Origin of the sequence: Corynebacterium hindlerae, assembly GCF_014117265.1 — a bacterium.
GTDB lineage: Bacteria > Actinomycetota > Actinomycetes > Mycobacteriales > Mycobacteriaceae > Corynebacterium > Corynebacterium hindlerae.
The window spans coordinates 1,984,706-2,005,831 of record NZ_CP059833.1 but is presented as its reverse complement, the minus strand read 5'-3'; the positions used below and the strand labels follow the sequence as shown (position 1 = coordinate 2,005,831).

The 21,126-nt window shown below is 59.6% G+C and carries 21 protein-coding genes and 1 tRNA gene; 11 read left to right on the top strand and 11 right to left on the bottom strand.

What is annotated here, in order from left to right; genetic code table 11:
* Positions 1–20: 20 nt before the first annotated feature.
* Positions 21–1,274 carry a phosphoribosylamine--glycine ligase gene (gene purD / locus HW450_RS09720; protein ID WP_182385437.1) on the bottom strand — a complete coding sequence of 418 codons (1,254 nt, stop codon included), beginning with the start codon at positions 1,272–1,274 and terminating at the stop codon, positions 21–23.
* A gap of 53 nt (positions 1,275–1,327) precedes the next feature.
* Between purD and HW450_RS09715 the strand changes: the two genes are divergently transcribed.
* Positions 1,328–1,735 (top strand): HIT family protein, encoded by a 408-nt coding sequence (locus tag HW450_RS09715; RefSeq protein WP_182385436.1) that lies wholly within the window; start codon positions 1,328–1,330, stop codon positions 1,733–1,735.
* Positions 1,695–2,315, top strand: coding sequence for an esterase/lipase family protein (locus HW450_RS09710; RefSeq protein ID WP_182385435.1), 621 nt, complete (start codon positions 1,695–1,697; stop codon positions 2,313–2,315). Before HW450_RS09715 ends, HW450_RS09710 begins: the two co-directional genes overlap by 41 nt.
* A 4-nt stretch (positions 2,316–2,319) precedes the next feature.
* Here HW450_RS09710 and HW450_RS09705 read toward each other — a convergent pair whose 3' ends face one another.
* The 3 genes from HW450_RS09705 to HW450_RS09695 form a co-directional block, all read right to left on the bottom strand.
* Positions 2,320–3,687 (bottom strand): sensor histidine kinase, encoded by a 1,368-nt coding sequence (locus HW450_RS09705; protein WP_182385434.1) that lies wholly within the window; start codon positions 3,685–3,687, stop codon positions 2,320–2,322.
* An 11-nt stretch (positions 3,688–3,698) separates the two neighbouring features.
* The gene (locus HW450_RS09700; RefSeq protein WP_182385433.1) at positions 3,699–4,409 is read right to left on the bottom strand and encodes a response regulator transcription factor; all 711 of its coding nucleotides are present in this window, start codon (positions 4,407–4,409) and stop codon (positions 3,699–3,701) included.
* Positions 4,410–4,516: 107 nt separating this feature from the next.
* Entirely contained in the window at positions 4,517–5,239 is a 723-nt protein-coding gene (locus HW450_RS09695) for a MerR family transcriptional regulator (RefSeq protein WP_182385432.1), read from the bottom strand.
* A gap of 77 nt (positions 5,240–5,316) precedes the next feature.
* On the opposite strand from HW450_RS09695, the gene HW450_RS09690 reads away from it, so the two are divergent.
* The gene (locus tag HW450_RS09690; protein ID WP_182385431.1) at positions 5,317–6,591 is read left to right on the top strand and encodes an MFS transporter; all 1,275 of its coding nucleotides are present in this window, start codon (positions 5,317–5,319) and stop codon (positions 6,589–6,591) included.
* A 94-nt stretch (positions 6,592–6,685) separates the two neighbouring features.
* On the opposite strand, the gene HW450_RS09685 is transcribed toward HW450_RS09690, so the two are convergent.
* The 4 genes from HW450_RS09685 to HW450_RS09670 all read right to left on the bottom strand — a co-directional run bounded on the left by HW450_RS09685 (position 6,686) and on the right by HW450_RS09670 (position 10,103).
* Positions 6,686–7,651, bottom strand: a complete 966-nt coding sequence (locus tag HW450_RS09685; RefSeq protein ID WP_182385430.1) for a diaminopimelate dehydrogenase — start codon at positions 7,649–7,651, stop codon at positions 6,686–6,688.
* An 87-nt stretch (positions 7,652–7,738) separates the two neighbouring features.
* Positions 7,739–9,478, bottom strand: coding sequence for a pyruvate dehydrogenase (locus tag HW450_RS09680; protein ID WP_182385429.1), 1,740 nt, complete (start codon positions 9,476–9,478; stop codon positions 7,739–7,741).
* A 77-nt stretch (positions 9,479–9,555) separates the two neighbouring features.
* Positions 9,556–10,029 carry a GNAT family N-acetyltransferase gene (locus tag HW450_RS09675; RefSeq protein ID WP_182385428.1) on the bottom strand — a complete coding sequence of 158 codons (474 nt, stop codon included), beginning with the start codon at positions 10,027–10,029 and terminating at the stop codon, positions 9,556–9,558.
* Between the two features lies 1 nt (position 10,030).
* Positions 10,031–10,103, bottom strand: a tRNA-Thr gene (locus HW450_RS09670).
* A gap of 59 nt (positions 10,104–10,162) precedes the next feature.
* Between HW450_RS09670 and thrE the strand changes: the two genes are divergently transcribed.
* The 5 genes from thrE to otsB are packed head-to-tail and all read left to right on the top strand — an operon-like array spanning position 10,163 to position 14,690.
* Positions 10,163–11,638 (top strand): threonine/serine exporter ThrE, encoded by a 1,476-nt coding sequence (gene thrE / locus HW450_RS09665; RefSeq protein WP_182387489.1) that lies wholly within the window; start codon positions 10,163–10,165, stop codon positions 11,636–11,638.
* Positions 11,639–11,697: 59 nt separating this feature from the next.
* Positions 11,698–12,060, top strand: coding sequence for a hypothetical protein (locus HW450_RS09660; RefSeq protein ID WP_182385427.1), 363 nt, complete (start codon positions 11,698–11,700; stop codon positions 12,058–12,060).
* Positions 12,061–12,068: 8 nt separating this feature from the next.
* Entirely contained in the window at positions 12,069–13,493 is a 1,425-nt protein-coding gene (locus HW450_RS09655; RefSeq protein WP_182385426.1) for an alpha,alpha-trehalose-phosphate synthase (UDP-forming), read from the top strand.
* A complete protein-coding gene (locus HW450_RS09650) occupies positions 13,490–13,921 on the top strand; it encodes an META domain-containing protein (RefSeq protein WP_182385425.1) in 432 nt (143 codons plus the stop codon). Before HW450_RS09655 ends, HW450_RS09650 begins: the two co-directional genes overlap by 4 nt.
* Positions 13,922–13,931: 10 nt before the next feature.
* The gene (gene otsB / locus HW450_RS09645; RefSeq protein WP_232843235.1) at positions 13,932–14,690 is read left to right on the top strand and encodes a trehalose-phosphatase; all 759 of its coding nucleotides are present in this window, start codon (positions 13,932–13,934) and stop codon (positions 14,688–14,690) included.
* On the opposite strand, the gene HW450_RS09640 is transcribed toward otsB, so the two are convergent.
* On the bottom strand, positions 14,657–15,721 hold the full coding sequence (locus HW450_RS09640; RefSeq protein ID WP_182385424.1) for a LacI family DNA-binding transcriptional regulator: 1,065 nt from the start codon (positions 15,719–15,721) through the stop codon (positions 14,657–14,659). The two genes, otsB and HW450_RS09640, sit on opposite strands and share 34 nt — an antisense overlap.
* Positions 15,722–15,885: 164 nt before the next feature.
* On the opposite strand from HW450_RS09640, the gene HW450_RS09635 reads away from it, so the two are divergent.
* The 3 genes from HW450_RS09635 to HW450_RS09625 are packed head-to-tail and all read left to right on the top strand — an operon-like array spanning position 15,886 to position 18,462.
* Complete coding sequence (locus HW450_RS09635) at positions 15,886–16,896, top strand: metal ABC transporter solute-binding protein, Zn/Mn family (protein WP_182385423.1); 1,011 nt, start codon at positions 15,886–15,888, stop codon at positions 16,894–16,896.
* Between the two features lie 4 nt (positions 16,897–16,900).
* Positions 16,901–17,602, top strand: coding sequence for a metal ABC transporter ATP-binding protein (locus HW450_RS09630; RefSeq protein ID WP_182385422.1), 702 nt, complete (start codon positions 16,901–16,903; stop codon positions 17,600–17,602).
* Between the two features lie 2 nt (positions 17,603–17,604).
* Positions 17,605–18,462 carry a metal ABC transporter permease gene (locus tag HW450_RS09625; RefSeq protein WP_182385421.1) on the top strand — a complete coding sequence of 286 codons (858 nt, stop codon included), beginning with the start codon at positions 17,605–17,607 and terminating at the stop codon, positions 18,460–18,462.
* A 349-nt stretch (positions 18,463–18,811) separates the two neighbouring features.
* On the opposite strand, the gene rlmB is transcribed toward HW450_RS09625, so the two are convergent.
* Entirely contained in the window at positions 18,812–19,747 is a 936-nt protein-coding gene (rlmB, locus tag HW450_RS09620) for a 23S rRNA (guanosine(2251)-2'-O)-methyltransferase RlmB (RefSeq protein ID WP_182385420.1), read from the bottom strand.
* A gap of 9 nt (positions 19,748–19,756) precedes the next feature.
* The gene (gene cysS / locus HW450_RS09615) at positions 19,757–21,118 is read right to left on the bottom strand and encodes a cysteine--tRNA ligase (protein ID WP_182385419.1); all 1,362 of its coding nucleotides are present in this window, start codon (positions 21,116–21,118) and stop codon (positions 19,757–19,759) included.
* Positions 21,119–21,126: the final 8 nt, after the last annotated feature.

Below are 21,126 nucleotides of genomic sequence, written 5' to 3'. Positions count from 1 at the left end.
ACCCCAGTTTCGCACCATTTTTATAAGGAGATCCGGCCTTCTACCGCGGGGAGGGCAATATCGGAGCGGTAGTGGGAACCGTCCAACTCGATATCTTTAATCACTGCGTATGCGGCGTTCCGGGCGTCGGCAAGCGTGCTGCCAGTGCCGATAACGTTGAGCACGCGCCCACCAGCGGAAACCAGCTCGCCGTTGCGCAGAGCGGTGCCGGCGTGCAGCACCTGCTCAGAGTCGGCGTTGCGGATCACATCGCCGGTGCGTGGGCTCTCCGGGTAACCATTGGCCGCGAGCACCACGGTGAGCGCGTAGCCGTCCTCCCATTCCAGCGGAGGCTGCTCCGCCAGAGTGCCGGTAGCCACCGAGTTCAGCAGCACACCCAGCGGTGTCTTCAGCAGTGCGAGCACAGCCTGGGTTTCAGGATCACCGAAGCGGCAGTTGAACTCGACCACGGCGATGCCCTCGCGCCCCCATGCCAAGCCTGCGTAGAGCAGACCAGAATACGGAGTGCCCCGCTTGACCATCTGACGTGCCACAGGGACGCACACCTCGTCCACGATCCGCTGCACACCATCCTCCGGCAGCCACGGCAGCGGGGTGTAGGCACCCATGCCACCAGTGTTGGGGCCTTCGTCGTTATCGCGAACGCGCTTGTGATCCTGGGCGGGCAGCAGCGGAACCACAGTCTCGCCGTCGACCAGACAGAACAAAGACACTTCCGGGCCATCGAGGTAAGACTCCAGGAGCACCGGGTTACCTGCCTGGTGCACGGCTTCCACATGTGCACGGGCAGCGACGCGATCCTCAGTGACCACCACTCCCTTGCCACCAGCAAGACCGTCATCCTTGACCACCCAGATTGGACCAAAGCGATCGAGTGTCTCATCAATGTTGTCCGCGCCCGGGTCCAGGGTTTCTGCGTGCGCCGTCTTCACGCCAGCCTCGGCCATAACGTCCTTGGCAAACTTCTTGGAGCCTTCGATCTGGGCGGCTTCCTTGGAAGGGCCGAACACCGCGATTCCGGCTTCACGCAGCGCATCCGCTACGCCCGCTACCAGCGGAATCTCCGGGCCGACCACCACCAGGTCTACGCCCAGCTTCGTTGCCAGTTGAGCCATTTCCGCTGGGGAATCCACCTTCCCCTCGTGCAGGGTAGCAAGCGATGCCATTCCTGCGTTACCAGGAACAACGTGCAGCTCAGAAACAGCAGGGTCCTTGGAGAGGCCAAGCAAAAGGGCGTGTTCACGGGCGCCCGAACCGATTACCAGAATGCGCATGTTCTTTAGTTTACGTGACCCATCTTTAGTAAGACGCAGCTACGCTAGAGAGCATGAGTAGCGTATTCACCAAAATCATTAACGGCGAACTGCCCGGACGTTTCGTGTACCGCGATGACAAGGTCGTCGCATTCCTTACTATTGAGCCGCTTGCCTACGGCCACACCCTGGTGGTGCCTATCGAAGAGGTCGATAAGTGGACCGACCTGTCCCCTGAGCTATGGGCGCACCTGAATAAGGTGGCGCAGCAGGTGGGCCAGGCGATTATCACTGCGTTCGGTTCTCAGCGGGCGGGCTACATCATCGCGGGCTTCGACGTTCCGCACACCCACATCCACGTGTTCCCCACTAACGCCATGAGCGATTATGACTTCCGCAACGCGATGGCAATGGATGCCACGGACCCCGAAAAGATGGACGATGCCGCCGAGAAAATCAAGGCTGCTCTGGCTTCCGCGTAGGGGCACTCTCCCTGCTCCCATTGATTCGGACGAACCACCTGTTGTGGTCCTCCACGGCACGCTCAGTTCACCCGGTAATTTTCAAAAGCTCGCCGAAGAGTTGCAGGCCGGTGGGCGCCCAGTCATCGGACTGGAGTACGGGCAGCGCGGGACGGCTGACCTGGATGTCTGCACTGACGAGGTGGTGAAATTCCTCTCGCAGTTTCCGCTTGTCGACGTCATTGGCCATTCCCTCGGCGGCCTCATCGGATTGCGCGCCACCCAGCAGCTAGACAATATCCGGGTGCTCATGGGCCTTGGCGCCGCCTACCGTGGTGTCCCCCGCACACTAACTGGGCGGGTGGTGGGCTGGTTCGGTGGCCCAGCTTTCCTGCAGCTCCAGCGCGGTTTTGAGGCGGAGGTTCCGACGGGCGTGGAGGTGGTGTCGGTGTTGTCCACCGCGGACACCGTTGTACCGCGCTACTCCAGCGTGCTGGGAGAGGTCATTGAAATAGCTGGAGTCCACCACGCCCACCTGCCGAATCGAACAGAGGTCATCATCCCGGCCTTGGAGGCTGCGATTCTTCGCAGCGACCGGTGATGCCTTAGCTCAACTTGGGTAGGCGCACCGTGAAGGTGGTTCCCACTCCCAATTCGGATTCGACGCTGACGGTACCTCTGTGCGCCTGCACGATGGACTTCACGATCGCAAGGCCCAGGCCCGAACCACCTGTGGCACGGGAGCGAGAAGCATCCGAACGGTAAAAGCGTTCGAAGACATGCTCGGCGTCGTGCTGGCTCATTCCCACTCCGTTGTCGGAGACATTAACCAGGACTGAATCGTCCGTGTCCGTGATTTCCACTTCCACGCTTGCCTCTGGGCCGCCGTGTACGAGAGCGTTGTTCACCAAGTTTGAGAACACGCGGTGCAGTTTCTGCGGATCCGCATTGACCAGTGGCACGTTATTGGCATGATTAAAGACCGCAATTTTCCGGTTCGGGTGTGCCACCCGCAGCGAGGACGCAACTGTGACAACCAAGTCAAATGCGTCGACTTGCTGAAATTCGGTCGGGCTGCCCTCGGCTCGGGTGAGGGAAAGCAGATCCTCCACCAGGTAGTTCATCCGACCAGCTTCATCAGCAATCTTGGCAAGCACCTTATCGGCATCGGGCATGGCACCCGAACGATAGAGCTCTGTGTAGCCACGCAGCGACGTCAGCGGGGTGCGCAATTCATGGGAGGCATCCCCCACAAAGCGGCGCATCTGTTCCTCCTGGGCATGCGCCTCTTCCACAGAGTTTTGCAGCCTGCTTAGCATCTTGTTGAGCGCAAATGACAGCTGCCCCACTTCGGTGGAGGTAGAAATGTTGGGAACGCGGCGGTCAAGATCGCCCGCGGCGATGGCCACGGCGGTCTGCTCAACGTCACGCAATGGCCTTAACGACGCCCGAACCACAAAATACGCGATCAACGCAAGCACCACGAGGACCATTAACCCGAAGGTCATTTGAGTGAAAATCAGCTGCTCAATGATGCGATCCTCACGACCAAGGTTCAATGCAACAACCGTGGATACGCCATCAGTGTAGGTTGCGACAACTCGCCACCGCGTCGGCCCGGCCTCCTCAGAAACTGGGCCCACCGTGACGGGGTCAGAATCGAGCTGAATAGAGCTAAGGTCCGGGGCACTCTCGGAATCGTTGAGGATGATTCGGGAGCCATCGGAGTAGATTTTCTGGACGTAGAAGTCGCTTGGTGGGCGCGCACTGGATGGGTCGGGGCGTAGAAAGTCGTTACGCGCAGCCCACCCTTGTGATGCCTTGAGCAGGTCCTGGTCTACTCGGCTGACCGTGAAATCGCGCATGATTGAAGTCACGACCACGGCGCTGGCGCTGAGGCCACAACCGGAGATCACCACCACGATAAGCACGAGCCACGTGCGCAGCGGAATGTTGCGGGACAGTGGAGTCATCGAATCGCTGATTAGGATGCCTGGCGTGGCCTGCGCAGCACGTATCCCACACCCCGCACGGTCTGGATCAGTGGGGTGTCTCCAGTGTCAATCTTGCGACGCAGGTAGGAGATATAGGATTCCACCACATTTCCGTCACCGCCGAAGTCGTAGTGCCACACATTATCCAGAATCTTCGCCTTGGACAGCACAACTTCAGCGTTGAGCATCAGGTAGCGCAGCAGATTGAACTCGGTGGGCGACAGTTCGACGATTTCCCCGGCCTTGGTCACCTCGTGTGTGTCATCGTTGAGGACAAGGTCCGCGTAAGAAAGGACGGAGCTGGACTCGTCCTCATCTCCGACGACAGCGCCCCGGCGCAGGATCACGCGCAGACGAGTGATGACTTCTTCCAGGGAAAATGGCTTGGTCACGTAGTCATCGGCGCCGATGGTGAGGCCGTGGATGCGGTTTTCCACCGCGTCCTTCGCGGTCAGGTACAGGACCGGCCCGTCGAAGCCCTCGGCACGCAGCTTGGAGAGCAGCTCAAAGCCGTCGATACCTGGCAGCATCACGTCTAGGATGAATGCTTCCGGCTGAAATTCCCGAGCAACGCGCAGCGCGTCAGTTCCGGTCGATGCTGAAGCGACGTCGAAGCCCTGGAATTTCAGGCTGACGGTCAGTAACTCGACAATGTTTGGCTCGTCGTCAACGACAAGCACTTTTACACTCTGCTCACTCATGAGATTCTTCTTTCGCTAGGAGGCGCTGTGAGTTCCAGTAAAGGGCATTGCCCTACCGCCACTCTGCACGTTAACTGAACGTTCCCTGTGAGCCTAGAGTTTCGTGATTAACGCCACTGAACTGCGGAAAGGTCGATGCCTTCGAGTTCTGCTTGCTTCTCGACGAGGCTGAGCAAGTACTCCTGGCGCCCCGCGTAAGCTTCATGGAAGCGTTCGTCAGCGATGTACATCCGCGCCAAACACACTTGCTTCTCGCGCGAGCAGTCGTACCACTGCTCGATCTGGGCGCGGTGCCGTTCCACCAACTCCAGGGCTTCGGCGGAGCCGGGGACTACGCCTCGCTGTTCGGCGTCGGCAAGCGCGGTGGCAAAGTCCGCCATATCGACCGCCTTGCCGCGCTTTTGTGCCTGCTCCCACTCGGGCGTATCACCCCAGCGCTCTTCCGCCTCCTCGGCATAGTCCTGCCATTTTGTGCCCATATTTTCCAGTTTTTCCGCCATGGTCATGTTCCTTTCCAACATTGCAGTGACCGCATCGTTCATCTGATGCAGGCGAGCGAGTTGCTGCTGTAGGTGCTGTTGTTGTCGTCGCAGTCGCTCGGTGGTGGAGGCACCCTCGTGGATGATCGCGGCGATGTCCTTGAGTGGCATTCCGGTTTCGCGGTACACCAAAATTTCCAAGGCCATGTCCAGATCATCCCCGGTGTAGAGCCGGTAATCGCCCCAGCTTCGGTAGCTGGGTTGCAGCAGGCCGATCTCGTCCCAGTGTCGTAACGTGCGGGCAGAGATACCGAGCAGCTTCGCGGCTTGTCCTACAGTCAGTTCGCTCACAACAACCACCTTTCACCTTCACGCTACGGCAAGGTCAAGCGCGCGCTTTTCCCCCGGTAGGGATAGAGTTTCTTAACATGCACTCGGCAACGGATAAAAAGTCGGTTCTCGCGTGGGCCGCATGGGACTGGGGTTCCGCAGCGTTCAATGCGGTGCTCGTGACCTTTGTATTCTCCGTCTATCTCACGGACTCCGTGGGCAAGCACGTGGACAACCCCACCGGAAAGCTCAGCTTCGCACTCGGTGCGGCCGGCGTCGCCATCGCCCTGCTCGCGCCCGTCCAAGGCAGGCTTTCCGACGTCCGGGGCACCCGTCGCCGCAGCGTCCGGATCTGGACCTTCGTCACGTTCTTCCTCATGCTTGCGCTCTTCCTGGTCCGCAACGACGACGCCTCCTACTTCTGGCTCGGCATCACCATCATGGCCATTGCTTCCGTGACCTTCCAATTCGCGGAGGTCCCTTACTTCGCCATGCTCCGCCAAGTCTCCACCCCAGAAACCGTCGGCCGGGTGTCCGGCTTTGGCTGGGCAGCAGGATACTTCGGAGGCATCGTCCTGCTACTCACCTGCTACCTCGGATTCATTGCGGGTGACGGCCCCAACCGTGGCCTCCTCGGGCTCCCTATCGACTCCGGCTTCAACATCCGCATGGTCGCAGCCCTAGCCGCCCTGTGGTTCTTGATCTTCGGACTGCCGGTGATGTTCCGAGTACCCGAGATCGCACCGGATCCCGCTGCTCAAACCACCGGTTTCGTGGCCTCATATAAGCAGCTGATCAGGGAAATCATCGAACTGTGGCACACCGACCGCAATGCGGTGTGGTTCCTGCTCGCTGCTGCCGTTTTCCGCGATGGGCTCGCCGGGGTCTTCACATTCGGCGCCATCCTCGCCGTCAAGGTATACGGCATCAGCGAAGGCGATGTCCTCCTCTTCGGAGTCGCAGCTAACGTCGTCAGCGCGCTTGGCGCTGTGGCGGCTGGTTACCTTGATGACTGGATCGGCCCCAAACCCGTCATCATCGTGTCATTGATTTGCATGGTGGTTGACGTTGCCGTTCTCTACATCGTGTCCGGACCAATAAACTTCTGGGTCTTCGGGCTCATCCTCTGCCTTTTCGTCGGCCCCGCACAATCCGCCGCCCGTACCTTCCTCTCCAGGCTCTCCCCCACCGGGCGCGAAGGACAAATGTTCGGTCTCTACGCCACCACCGGTCGCGCCGTCAGCTGGCTAGCTCCAGTGGCCTTCGGCGTTTTTGTTTCCCTATTCGGATCGGACCGTGCCGGCATCATCGGTATCGGACTCATCCTAATGCTCGGGCTGCTCATGGTCAGCGCAGTGAAGGCGCCTCGGTAGCAGAGACCACTGGGAAGCGAAATTTAGCGTACGGATGGGATTTTTTAAGCTTGAAAGATCCCATCCGTACGCTTGATTTCCGCGTATCTAGTTACTAGACATCACGGGAGATCAGCTCATCCAGACCCAGTGGGTGGATGAGGTATGGGGCGATCTCGAGGACAGTGCGGGCACCGGTTTCCCCAGCCTGAGCGAGGCGGTGTGCTGCGCGGCCGTAGGCGACCATGACACCTGCGGTGAAGTCTGGGTTGCGGTCCAGCTTCAGGGTGTATTCGATGAGGTGGTTGGTCTCGCCGATCTTGCCGGCGGTGACGACGTGTCCGCCGTGTGGCATGCCGGTGTGCTCTGCGTCGAATTCAGCTTCGGAGATGAAGTGGACTTCGACTTCGTAGCCGACGAAGTAGTCCGGCATGGTGCGGATCGTGTTTTCGATGTCCTCCTGGGAGGCGCCTTCTTCGGTGACGATCCAGCATTGGCGCAGGTGAGCGTTCTTGCCGGTGATGTCTTGGCCTTCGCCACGGCGTGCCTTATCCAGGGCATCTTCTGCAGGGATGGTGTACTGGACAGCCTTCTTCACGCCGTCGATGCGGCGCAGCGCGTCGGAATGCCCCTGGGAAAGACCCGGCCCCCAGAAGGTGTGCTGTTCGTACTCCGGGACAACCGCGGAAGCATAAGTGCGGTTGAGGGAGAACATTCCTGGATCCCAGCCGGTGGAGATGACGGCGACGTGGCCAGATTCCTTGGCCGCGGCATCCATCTCGGCGCGGTGGCGAGGGATTTCGTTGTGGTTGTCGTAGGTGTCGACGGTGTTGTAGAGCTTAGCCAAGTTAGCGGCTTGCTCTGGGATGTCGGTGGCAGAACCGAGGCACATGTAGAGCACGTCGATGTCATCGACGTGCTTTTCTACGTCTGCCACTGGGATTACTCGGGCTTCGGTGTCGAGCTTATCGCGGCGAGAGAACACGCCGACGAGATCGATGTCGGGCTGCGCGGCGATGACTTTTTCCACGCTCTTGCCCAGGTTTCCGTAGCCAATGATTGCGGCACGAATGTTGCTCATGTGTGTTCCTTTCCACGTGAGAGCTGTGCATTTAGAGTTTTTATCCTACCGGCGTTGAGATTCAGCAGGCTGTTTTATTCATACGAACTAGGGTCGGGGGACGTTGCGGATATTGGAGGTCGCAAGATCAAACATTCTGCCTACCCCACCTTCAAGGATGGTTCGGCTGGCAGCTTTGGAGAATCCGAGGATCTGCGCGGCCGTGATGTTTGGTGGGATGGACAGTGCGTTCGGGTCCGTGACGACGTCGACGAGCACCGGGCCGTCGTGAAGCAGCGCCTGCTCAAGGGTGCTGCGCAGCTCGTCTGGTTCGGTGACTCGGAAGGATGTTATGCCGGCGGCCTGCGCGATCGCGGCGTAGTCGACGGCGCTGTGATCCGTTTCGAACTCCGGGTAGCCCTGCACGAGCATCTCCAATTTCACCATGCCGAGCGAGGAGTTGTTGAACGTAATGATTTTGACGGGAAGTTGATGCAGCGCGATGGTGAGCAGCTCGCCGAGGAGCATGCTCAGCCCACCGTCGCCCGACAGTGAGATCACTTGCCGAGTTCGATCCGCAGCCGACGCACCGATCGCATGCGGGAGCGCATTAGCCATGGTGCCATGCCGGAAAGAGCCAATGAGCTCGCGCTTGCCGGAAAAGTTGTTGATGTAGCGCGCCGCCCAAACGTTGCACATGCCGGTGTCCACGGTGAATACCGCGTCATCAGCGGCAAGCTGATCCAGTAGATCGGCAACAAGCTCGGGGTGGATTGGGGTGTGGGTTTGGGTTTTGGAGGTGTAGGATTCGACCACCTTTTCCAGTTTGCGATGGTGCTCGTGCAGCATGCGGTCGAGGAATTTCCGGGAGGTTTTTTCCGCCACGTGCGGCAAAATATTCTCGATTGTCGCTGCAACATCACCCACAACAGGGATCTTCACGGTAGTCCGCCGACCGATTGCGGCGGGGTTGATGTCCGCCTGTGCCACATTGCTTGTGGGGAGGAATTCCGAGTACGGAAAATCGGTGCCGAGCATGATGAGCAGGTCAGCGTCGTTAATAGCGTCGTGGCAGGCACCGTAACCGAGCAGGCCAGACATGCCGACATCAAACGGATTGTCGTGCTGGATGTACATTTTCCCGCCGAGCGCGTGCCCAATGGGGGATTTCAGCTTTTCGGCGAGCTGCAGCACCTCCTCGCGGGCGTCGCGGCACCCCGCGCCACAAAATAGGGTGACGGTATCGGCGGAGTTGATGGCGTCGACAAGCGCGGCGGCCTGCGTTGGGTGCGGATAGCTCACCGGCTTCTCGACGGCAATAGTTGAGGCCAAAAACGTCTCATCGGTGGCCTCTTGCATGGAGATGTCGCCGGGCAGGACCAGGACTGACACCCCGCCACCGCCCATGGTGGATTGCACCGCGTGGTGCAGGATGCGGGCTCCTTGTTCTGGAGAGTTCACCATCTCGCAGTAGCCCGAACATTCGGCAAAAACCTGCTCCGGATGGGTTTCCTGGAAGAACTGGGAGCCGATCTGCGGGCTGGGGATGTGGCTGGCGAGGGCAAGCACCTTCGCGCCGTTGCGGTGGGAATCGTAGAGCCCCTGGATCAGGTGGGTATTTCCTGGCCCACAGGAGGCAGCACACACTGCGAGTTTGCCTGTGACCAAAGATTCCGCCCCAGCAGCGAAGGCTGCGGCTTCCTCGTTCCGGACATGGACCCATTCGATACTGGAATCTCGAACCGCATCTGAGATCGGATTGAGGCTGTCACCTACCAAGCCGAAAATGCGTTGGACGCCGTAGCTCTCCAGGGCTTTGACGATCTGTGCGGCGAATGTTGTAGCCATCGTTTCGTACCTTCCTGTTAGCGACTGTCTCTGCCGTCCAGTGTGGTACCACGTTGTTGATATCGCCACCTTCGCAGCTAAAGCGCGAGGAGCCACAACGTAAGATCAAGATCCTGTTCCCACTTCCGCCCCACGGCCGGCAGCAGCCCTACCTGCTCAAATCCGAACTTGGTGTGCAGCGCGATGGAGGCCTCGTTCTGTGAATCAATAGCCGCGACCATCTTCCTAAATCCTCTTGCACGTGCTTCAGTGATCACCGTCCGCAGCAACTCGGACCCAATCCCCCGCCCGACAGCCTTGGGATCGAGGAAAATCGAATCCTCCGCGGTGTAGCGAAACCCCGAATTTTCCTGCCACTGGGCAAACCCGGCAAACCCTAGGATCTCCCCACCTTCAACCGCCACAAAAGCAACGTGGGTGTCCAGCCATTCCTCACGCTGCGATACAGAAACAGGCTCTGTCCACCACGACGCTGTGGAGGTCTCAATCGTGTGATTGAAGATCCTCGCTAGTTCAGCGGCGTCAGTGTCCAGAGCCTGCCTAATCTCCATGAGCTGGAGACGAGACTTGAACTCGCAACCTACGCATTACAAGTGCGTTGCGCTACCGATTGCGCCACTCCAGCACGTGTCATTGACACGAAAAGTCATGCTACCTGATAGACCCATCTGCAACAAAGGCCGGATGCGCAATGGGCGACAAAAAGGTAAAGTCCGTGGTCGAAAAGGAAAGGTGGAGCCGTTGTTCAGTTTCTTCCGAGGCCACGGCCGCATCGCAACGATTGACGCTGCTAAAGCAGCTCCACCCCCTTCCCCACTGGCCCCCATTGATTTGACCGACCCGGGCCAGGTGGCTGGCGTGATGCACATCGCCGCCAGAATCGGAGACATCCTGCTCTCCTCCGGCACCGGCAACAACGATACCAAGGCCCAAATCCATGCAGTGACCAGTGCATACGGCCTGCATTACACCCACGTGGACATCACGATGAACACAATCACGCTGTTCACCCACATGGGAACATTCAAAACCCCAGTGAGTGTGTTCCGCGTGGTCAACCGCTTAGGCACCAACTTCGGACAACTCGCCGAAGTTGACCGGTTGATCCGTTCGATTCAGGCCGGCGCGACATCGCCCGATATGGCGGAGAAAATCCTCGACCAGATCCTGAATACGGAACCTGAGGCACGTTTGCTCCGGTTCACGCTGGGGTGGGCAGTGATGGCAGCTGCCGTCGCTGTGCTGCTCGGCGGTGGTTTTCTAGTGGCGGCGATCTCGTCGATCTCTGCTGCGATCATCATGCTTGGAAGTGAGCTGTTGGACAAGCAGAACTTGCCACCGTTCTTCCAAAACATTTATGGCGGGTTCGTGGCCACCGTGCCGGCCGCATTGGCCTACATCATCGCAGTTAATCAGGGATTCAGCTTGGCTCCCTCGCAGATCATTGCTTCTGGGATCGTCGTAATGCTGGCAGGCCTTACTCTGGTGCAGGCCTTGCAGGATGGCATTACCGGTGCCCCGGTGACAGCGAGCGCCCGCTTCTTTGAAACGATGCTGGTCACCGGCGGTATTGTGGCGGGCGTCGCCATCGGCATTCAGGTCTCCGCCGCACTCGGCATTCATCTGCCACCGATCGAAACCAACGCACCCCCCAATTTTGCGTCCGCCACTGTCAAGGTCATTTCAGGCGCGGTGGCCTCCGCTGCTTTTGCGGTGGCTTGCTACGTTGAGTGGAAATCGATGTGGATCGCAGGACTCACCGCGGCAGCAGGCTCCTCGGTGTATTACTTCCTCCTCCTCCCAAACGGGGTGGGACCCGTGGTGGGCATCGGGATCTCCTCCACCATCATCGGCCTCGCCGGTGGCTTGCTCGCCCGCCGACACCTGATTCCCCCTTTGATCGTTTCGGTGTCTGGCATTACCCCGTTGCTGCCCGGATTAGCGATCTATCGCGGCATGTATGCCGTTTTGAACGAGCAGCTGCTTACGGGCTTTACCAACATGGCCCTTGCCTTGGCTATCGCAACGTCCCTGGGCGCGGGTGTGGTGTTGGGTGAATGGATTGCCCGGAAGCTCCGCAGGCCACCGACGTTCAACCCTTACCGTGCGTTCCGGGCCCGTAGGCGCTTCTTTCACAAGCCCACCCCGCCATTGAATTGAGGATTAGCGTAGAATGGGGTGTCTACGTGTCCAGATAGCTTTGATTTTCAGGAGGATCCTTGCCACCCAAGGTGACTGACACCCGCTCCGCTGCCACTGACTCTATGGTTGCGCTTGAGGAGGAGACGGCTCTCGCCGCTCGGCGCATCGTAGCAACGTACGCTACTGATTTCCTGGACGCCGTGACGCTGGCCTGCATGTTGGGCGTTGAGCCTGAGGGTCTCATCCACCGGAAGGTCGCCGCCGAGTTCGAAGAAGCTGCTCCGAAGAAGGCCACGAAGCGCACGCGTAAGAAGGCAACCACCAAGGCTGCCAAGAAGACGGCCAAGAAGGCCACGAAGAAAGCCACAAAGAAGGCGACTAAGAAAGCCACCAAGAAGGCTACGAAGAAGGCGACTAAGAAAGCCACCAAGAAGGCCTAAGATTCTTTATGAGTGGAAACAGCTTTGTTGTCGTCGCTAATCGGCTCCCAGTTGATCTTGATAGCGAGGGCAACTGGCAGCCCAGCCCCGGTGGCCTGGTCACCGCGCTGAGCCCGGTGCTCGCCGAGCAGCAGGGCTGCTGGGTAGGTTGGCCGGGCGTTCCGGACCAATGCCCGGAGCCTTTCCACACGGATGATGGCATCTTGCTCCATCCGGTTCAGCTCACCCAACAGGACTACGAAGAGTTCTACGAAGGGTTTTCTAACGCCACGCTGTGGCCCCTCTACCACGACCTCATTGTGCCACCAGAGTTTCATCGCACCTGGTGGGAGACGTATCGCGAGGTTAATCTGAAATTCGCTGAGGCTGTCAGCACCGTCGCCGACCAGGGTGCCACAGTGTGGGTCCAGGATTACCAGCTGCAGTTGGTCCCGGGAATTCTGCGACAGATCCGTCCCGATCTCACCATCGGGTTTTTCCTCCACATTCCTTTCCCCGGCGCGGAACTGTTCCGCCAGTTGCCGTGGCGTGAGGAGATCATGCGTGGCCTGCTAGGTGCGGATCTCATTGGGTTCCACAGCATTGCTAATGCAGAGAATTTCCTGGCGCTTTCTCGCCAGATTGCCGGGACGGCAGGTTCTCACATCGGGCAGCCTGATGCGCTGGAGATTGCGGGGACGGCGTCGATACGCGAAGTGACCGCTACGGTGCAGGCGCCGGATGGTCGCACGGTCGGGGTGGCAGCCTTCCCTATTTCCATTGATTCCCGCACGGTGGCCGCGATGGCCAAGCAGCCGACTAACCTGCGGGAGCTGCTCGGCGATAAGACGCTGATTTTGGGCGTGGATCGGTTGGACTACACCAAGGGCATTTTGCAGCGTCTGATGGCGTTTGAGGAGTTGCTCGCCAGCGACGCGGTCCAGCCGCAGGACGTGGTGTTTGTGCAGATCGCGACGCCTTCGCGGGAGCGTATCGAACATTACCAAAAGACCCGCACCGAGGTCGAAGCTGCCGTGGGCCGCATCAATGGGCTTTATGGCGAAGTGGGTGCCCCGGTGGTGCACTATATTCACCGCAGCATCCCTAAGGACGTGCTGATGGCGTACTACGCGGCAGCGGATGTCATGCTGGTCACCCCGTTCAAGGACGGCATGAATCTGGTGGCGAAGGAGTATGTGGCGTGCCACGAGGACGACGGCGCGCTGGTGCTCAGTGAGTTCGCCGGCGCCGCAGTCGAGCTTACCGACGCCTACCTCACCAACCCGTACGACATCGAATCCATTAAACGCCAGCTCCTGACCGCCATTAATGACGTTTCCACCGGCGCGCCAGAAGCACGCAGCCGGATGGAGCATCTTCACGTCCAGGTGATGGAGCACGATGTGCATTTGTGGGCATCGAGTTTCCTGCGTTCTTTGGAGGCGAAACGATGAACCGTGCGCTACTAGCTTCCGCGGCATTGTTGTGTGCAGCTACCGTCACGGGTTGTGCTACATCGGAGACGCCGATGTCCACCACGTGGCAGATCACGAACATCTATATCAATCCGGAGACCCCTTCGGAGCCTCCGAACCCAGCGTTCATGGTGTTCGGTAATTCCACGGTGACGGGTAACACTGGCTGTAGTCAGTTCCAGGGGATGGTGCAGTTCTCCCCGTCCGTCGATGAGCCAGAACGCGCACAGTTTAGGGACATGCAGTTTGACGTCGCGGACTGCGTGGGTCCGCAGCAGTTCTACCACCAGGAACTGACCACAATTCTGCAGGGAGACTTCAAGGTCAGGCGCTCCGAGGATGAGATGGTGCTGACTAAGGTCGGCGAGTTGGATCCACCAGGTGTCCGATTGGTGGCTTCGCACTAGATTTGTGGGTATGGATTTCGCTTCGCCCACTGATATCACTTCTGCCCTGAGCCGTGTCGCCTCGGCACATACCCTCCTGGTGGTGTCCGATTTTGATGGGACGCTGGCTGGGTTCGCTACCGACGCCTCAAAGGTGCCGGTCAACCATGCTGCTATTGCTGCACTTCGGGAATTGGATGGGCTGCCGAACACGCACTCGGTCATCCTTTCCGGGCGGCATCTCGCGGGACTGGCGGAGGTGGCCGGCGATGTGGGCAGCGTCCGGCTGGTGGGCAGTCACGGCGCTGAGGGCCTCACGCTTACTGACGCCCAACAGGCACTCCTCGAGCACCTCACAACCGAATTAGAGGGACTCGTGGCCGACGTGGAGGGGGCATTCATTGAACACAAGCCGGTTCACCGGGTCCTGCATTACCGGATGGTGGCCCCTGAGCTTCACGAAGAGCTGATCACCGCAGCCCGCGCTCTCATGCGGGAAGGGATTCACCTCACGCAGGGCAAGTGCATTGAGGAGTTTTCCGTCCTCGACGTAACGAAGGGAACCTGGATTGCCCAGGCTCGCGAGGCCTACCAGGCTGATTCGGTGGTGTTCCTTGGCGACGATGTCACCGACGAAAACGGGATGCGGGCGCTTGGCCCCAATGACCTGGGAATTAGGGTGGGCGATGGGGAGACCTGCGCGCATGTACGAGTCGCGGGCCTGGCCGAGGTGGAAGCGGTTCTTAGTGAACTACTTCAGATGCGCCGCACGGTAGCCCCTGGGTTGTAGCTGGTAGGCAAGACGGTCCGCGGTGCGGCCACGGGGGTGTCGTTCAGGTGGGCGTCGATAAGCGTGGCGAGCATGCGACCAGCCGTGATGCCCTTTTCGCGGTTCGGCTGGATGACCGTGGCGAGGTTGCGGCTGAGTGCGGTGGAGATGCCATCGAAACCGGTGACCGATATGTCTGGGCGCAGCTCCAGGACCCCGAGCGCCATCGAGTCAGTCGTACACAGCACCGCAGTGAGGTGCGGGTGCGTTTCCAGCAGCTCACGAGCAGCGTCAATGTTGTTTGAGCGGTCATTGATGTGTCGCTCCACGATCGGGACGCTGCGCGGGTCAATGCCACCGTCGACCAGCACGGCCAGCGCCCCCTGCACGCGCGCTTGCTGCACATGCAAGCTTGCCGACGCCAACCTCTCCGGATCCACGAACCCATTGTTGGGGATGCGATCCAGGCGAATGCAGAGAATTCCAATATCGCGGTGCCCAGCTTCCAGCAACGCTGCCGCCGCAGGGGCGATGGCGTGATAGTCGTCAATTCCTACCCAGGGGAGCTGCGTGGTTGTAGGCTGATCCACCACCACGACCGGAACATGCCGGGATACCGCTGCTTCTAAATACGGATCATCGGCCGCTACCGAGTAAACCACGAAGCCATCGACAACAGCTTGACCGACCAAGGCTTGGGGATCCACCGTACCGCCAGGACCTGCAGGGATGAGGGTTAGCGACGTGTGGCTGCCATGAGATGCCTCCGCCATCCCGGCCAAAAAATCCACCGAGGCAAGATCTTCAAAGGCGTAGGACAAGTGATCCGTGAACAGCACCCCGATCGTGCCGGTCTTCCGGGTTCGCAACGACCTAGCGGCGGGGTTGGGTCCGGGGTACCCCCTCTGCGTAGCGGCAGCGAGAATTCGTTCTCGCAGCGCGGAGGATAACTGATCGGGCCGATTGTAGGCGTTGGAAACGGTAGTGCGCGATACCCCTAGCTCAGCTGCCAGCGAGGCCAACGTGCTCCTGGTTGTTTTCCGTTTCGCCATGAGAAAACAGTATCACTATTAGGGGGTGCTCCTTAGCCCAACTCCCTAAACCCTTAAAATACGGGCGCTAGCTGCAAAAATAAGAGTAAACTCCGTATCATTTTCAGTCATTTCCATTTGACAAACTTATTCAATAAACGTTTTATATAACCATGAAGTTCAGTGTGCCTAAAACCTTGAAGACTGCCGTCGCTACCGTCGCTGCCGTCGGTGCAGCACTGGGCATGGCATCCTGCTCATCCGACGAAAACAAGACCGAAAACGATAAGATCTCCATCGTCGCATCCACCCAGGTATGGGCCGATGTCGTTGACACCGTCACTGACGACGATCGTGTCGAAATCTCCGCGATCGTCACCGGCAACGACATGGACCCACACTCCTTTGAACCAACCGCCAAGGACATGGCGAAAGCCGAGAAGGCTGACATCATCGTCGTAGGTGGCGGCGGATATGACTCCTGGCTCTACTCCGCAGTAGACAAGGGCAAGGTCATCCACGCACTTGAGCTCACTGAGCACGACCACGATCACGGCCACGAGGGTCACGATCACGGCACCGCAGAAGCCAAGGCCACCGAGGAAGCTCACGACCACAATCACGGCCATGAGGGCCACGATCATGGCCACGAGGGCCACAACCACGGCGCAGCAGGTGCTGAGGAGAATGAGCACGTCTGGTACAACACTTCTGCACTAACGCAGGTCGCCGAGGATACGGCGAAGCAGATCCAGAAGCTGAACCCTGAGGTCAAGGTCAACCTGGACGCCGCGAAGCAAAAGATCAAGGCGCTCGATTCTCGTATCCACGCCCTCCCAGAGGCTAAGGTTGCCCAGACCCACCCGATCGCTGACCACATCCTGGCGCACACGCACATGACTGACGTGACCCCAGCTGACTACCGCGCTACCACGCTGAGCGAAGCAGAGCCTTCCGCTGCTGAGCTGAACGCAATGCTCGAGATGGTCAACAGCGGCGAGGTCCAGCTGCTTGTGGACACCCCACAAACCAAGACCCCATACTCCACCCGCATTCGCGAGGCTGCTGAGGCGAAGAACATCCCGGTGGTTGAAGTTAACGAAACCCCAGAAAAGGGCACCAACTTCTTCACCGAGTTCGACCGGGCAATCTCTGACTTCGAAAAGGCTACCGAGCACATCGGACACAACCACTAGTACCGTGATCCTTCAGGTCAACAATGCCGCGGTGGATCCGCTCTGGCACGACCTCAACATGCAGGTCGAGCCGGGCGAATTCATCGCGGTTCTTGGTCCTAATGGCGCCGGAAAATCCACGATGCTCCACGCCATCCTCGGGACCCGAAAACTCACCGCAGGAACCATTGAAGCCACTCCCGACATCGGATTCATCCCGCAACAACGCATGTTCCCGATGGATCTGCCTATGCGCGCGAAAGACCTCGTGGGGTTATCGCTGGCGCACGGTGTGATTCGGGGGCGACGGGCGTCGAAAAGCGCCGTGCTTAACCTACTCCGCGAGGTAGGTGCGGAGGATTTGGCAGAACGGCGCGTCGGGAAGCTGTCCGGTGGCCAGCAGCAACTCGTCCGGCAAGCGCAAGCCTTCGCCAACGACCCGAAGCTGCTGCTTTGCGACGAACCCCTGCTCTCCCTCGACCCCGGCGTGCAACAGCGTACTGTGGCGCGCCTGGACAAGCGACGCCGCGACCACGACACTGCCATCCTGTTCGTCACCCATGGCATCAACCCGATCCTCAACGTGGTCAACCGGGTGCTCTACCTGGCACCTTACGGACACATGATCGGCGAAGTCCACGAAGTCATGCGCTCCGACGTCCTCTCCGAGCTCTACCGAACCCGCGTTGATGTGGTCAACATCGACGGCCGACTGATTGTGGTGTAACCGTGCTCCAAGAAACCCTCACCCTCCTGAACGTCGAATTCGTCCAGACCGCCCTCATCGCCTCCGCGCTGCTCGGCATCGTCTCCGGCATCATGGCCCCACTCATCGTGCTGCGCCAAATGTCGTTTTCAGTACACGGCACCTCGGAACTCGCACTCATGGGCGCGGCAGCTGCTTTGCTCTTCGGACTCAACGTCGGAATCGGTGCGGTCGTCGGATCCGTCATCGCAGCCATCGTCCTCGCCCTCCTCGGTATGACGCAACAAGACAGCGCCGTCGGCGTAGTCATGAGCTTCGGCATGGGCTTATCCGTGCTGTTCATCCACCTATACCCCGGCAAATCATCCACAGCATTCTCACTGCTCACCGGACAAATCGTGGGAGTGTCCGGTAGTTCCCTGTGGCTGCTCACCGGCGTCGTACTCGTCGTAGTCCTCACCGTAGTGATCCTCTGGAGACCGCTCCTCTTCGCCTCCGCAGACCCTGTGATCGCCGCAGCCTCAGGAATTAACATACGTTGGGTCGCGATCCTCTTCGCAGTGCTGGTGGGGCTCACGGCAGCTCAATCAGTGCAAATCGTGGGCGCGCTGCTTGTGATGGCCCTGCTCATCACACCCGGCGCTGCAGCCGTACAAATCACCTCCAACCCCATCATGGCCGTCGTCTGGTCCCTGATTTTCGCAGAAACCGCAGCCGTGGGAGGCCTCGTCTTATCCCTCGCCCCTGGACTCCCAGTGAGCGTGTTCGTCACCTCAATTTCTTTCGCCATCTACCTGGTCTGCCGCTTCATCGGATGGCGTCGAGGACGCGTAGTACACGCACGCGCAGCTCACGCACGCGACAACTGCTGCGCGCAATAGGTTGGGGTTGGGCGCCGGGGAATGCGAGACCTGGAATTCGAGTCTAGGTGAATATAAATGCCGCAAACCTGCTACTTGCGCGTTTGCCTCCCGAGTCTCGAATTCCAGGTCTCGACTTTCACAGCAACCAAGCTAGCTAGACACAGCGCCACTAGCCTTCCCCACCACAGGCCCAGACCTCACCCCAAAACCACCATCAGGGCAGCGCATCCCCCAAAAATGCGAGACCTGGAATTCGAGTCTAGGTGAATAAAATTGCCGCAAACCTGCTACTTGCCCGTTTGCCCCCCGAGTCTCGAATTCCAGGTCTCGACTTTTGCCAAAACGAGACTCTCAAACAGCCCGCTTCTTAAGCCCTCCGTTGACGCGCGAATTCGCTGAGCACGACGCCTGCCGCGACGGACGCGTTGAGGGATTCCACCCAGCCTTCCATCGGAATGGACATGATGGTGTCGCAGGTTTCCCCGACAAGGCGAGAGATCCCTTTACCTTCGGATCCCACGACGATGACCACAGGACCCGTGCCGTCGTAGGTATCGAGAGTGTGGTCGCCCCCAGCATCGAGGCCGACTACTTGGTAGCCGGATTTTTGCAGGTCTTTGAGGGTGCGGACGAGGTTGGTTGCGCGCGCGACTGGGAGTCGTGCCGCGGTTCCAGCGGAGGTGCGCCAGGTGACTGCGGTGACGGAGGCAGAGCGTCGTTCTGGGATGATCACGCCGTGTCCACCGAATGCGGCAACCGAGCGGATGACTGCACCAAGGTTGCGGGGGTCGGTGATGTTGTCGAGGACCACGATCATGCCTGGTTCGCCGGACTCGCGGACGCGGTCGATGAGGTCGTGGACGTCGGCATACTTGTAGGGCGCAATGACAAGCCCGATGCCTTGGTGCAGCATGTTGCCGGTCATGCGGTCCATCTCATGACGTGCCTTTTCGATCACCGGAATGCCACGCTTGTGCGCGAGCATGACGGCTTCGGAAAGACGGTCGTCGTTTGAGGTGCCCTCGGCCACATACAGCGCTGTTGCGGGCACTTTGGCGTGCAGGCATTCCACCACTGGGTTGCGGCCGACCACGAATTCGTCTTGTTCCTTTACGTGGCGCCCCTGGTTGCGTCGTTCCGCTGCCTTTTTGGCTTTGTATTTTGCGTGGTATTCGCGGTTTTCAGCTTTCGGGGTGGGGCCTTTGCCTCGCAGGCTGCGGCGGTTTTTCCCGCCGGAGCCCTTCGTTGCGCCCTTCTTGTTGGTCTTGCGAACCGCGCCGCGACGTTGATCATTTCCAGCCATGGTTGTTCCTTACTTCAATGACCACTGTGGGCCGTCGGGGGTGTCGGTCACTTCGATACCGGCAGCGGCAAGGCGATCGCGCACCTCGTCGGCGGTCGCCCAGTCCTTGTTGGCGCGGGCTTCGCTGCGACGTTGCAGTTCTGCGTCGACAAGCACGGCGAGAGCGTGGTCGCTGCCCGCATTGCTGCTTGTCGACGACCACTGCTCCGACTGCGGGTCGACACCGAGGATTGCCATCATCGCACGAACCTGGCCAGCCAGCCTAATCTGCTCCTCCTTGTCGGAAGTCGAGTTGGCTGCGCGGACCGTGTTGTGGATCTCGGCCAGGGCCTTCGGCACGGAGATATCGTCATCCATCGCGGCGGCGAACGCGTCAGTCCAGGTGGTCTTTTCTACCTTGCCGACGCGTTCCAGGAAGGATTCGATGCGTCGGTAGCCTGCGGCGGCTTCCAGGAGTGCCGCCTCGGAGTATTCCAGCATGCTGCGGTAGTGGGCGGATCCCAGGTAGTAACGCAGCTCAACTGGGCGGACGATCTCCAGGATGTTCGGGACGGAGAGCACGTTGCCCAGCGATTTGGACATTTTCTCACCGGACATGGTGACCCAGCCGTTGTGCATCCAGTAGTTCGCGAACCCATCGCCCGCAGCGTGCGCCTGGGCGATCTCGTTCTCGTGGTGCGGGAACTGCAGGTCCAGGCCACCGCAGTGAATGTCGAAGGTGCTTCCGAGGTATTTCGTGGCCATGGCGGTGCACTCAATGTGCCAGCCCGGTCGGCCGCGTCCCCACGGTGTAGGCCAGCTCGGCTCCCCTGGCTTGGCGGCTTTCCACATGGCAAAGTCGCGCGGATCGCGCTTACCTGTGCCGTCGGATTCGCCCTGGTCCATCTCATCGAGCTTCTGGCCGGACAGCTGGCCGTAGCCTTCGATCGTTGCTGGGGTGGCGTACACGTTTCCGTCCGCGGCGTACCCATGGCCATTGTCGATGATCCGCTGCATGTATTCGACCATCTCAGTCACGTGGCCGGTAGCGCGTGGCTCAATGCTTGGCGGCCGCACGCCGAGCTGGTCGTACGCCCATTGGAAGTGGCGCTCGTGGGTTGCTGCCCATTCCCACCATGGGCGACCGTTTTCTTCGGCCTTGCGGAGGATCTTGTCATCAATATCGGTGACATTGCGAACGAAGGCTACGTCGTACCCCTTGGCTTCCAGCCAGTTTCGTAGCACGTCAAAGGCCACGCCGGAGCGCACGTGACCAATGTGTGGAATGGATTGCACCGTGGCACCACACAAGTACACAGACGCGTGTCCTTCCTTGACGGGGACAAAGTCACGGAGCGTTCTGGTGTTGGTGTCAAAAATGCGTAAAGTCACGGTGTTTA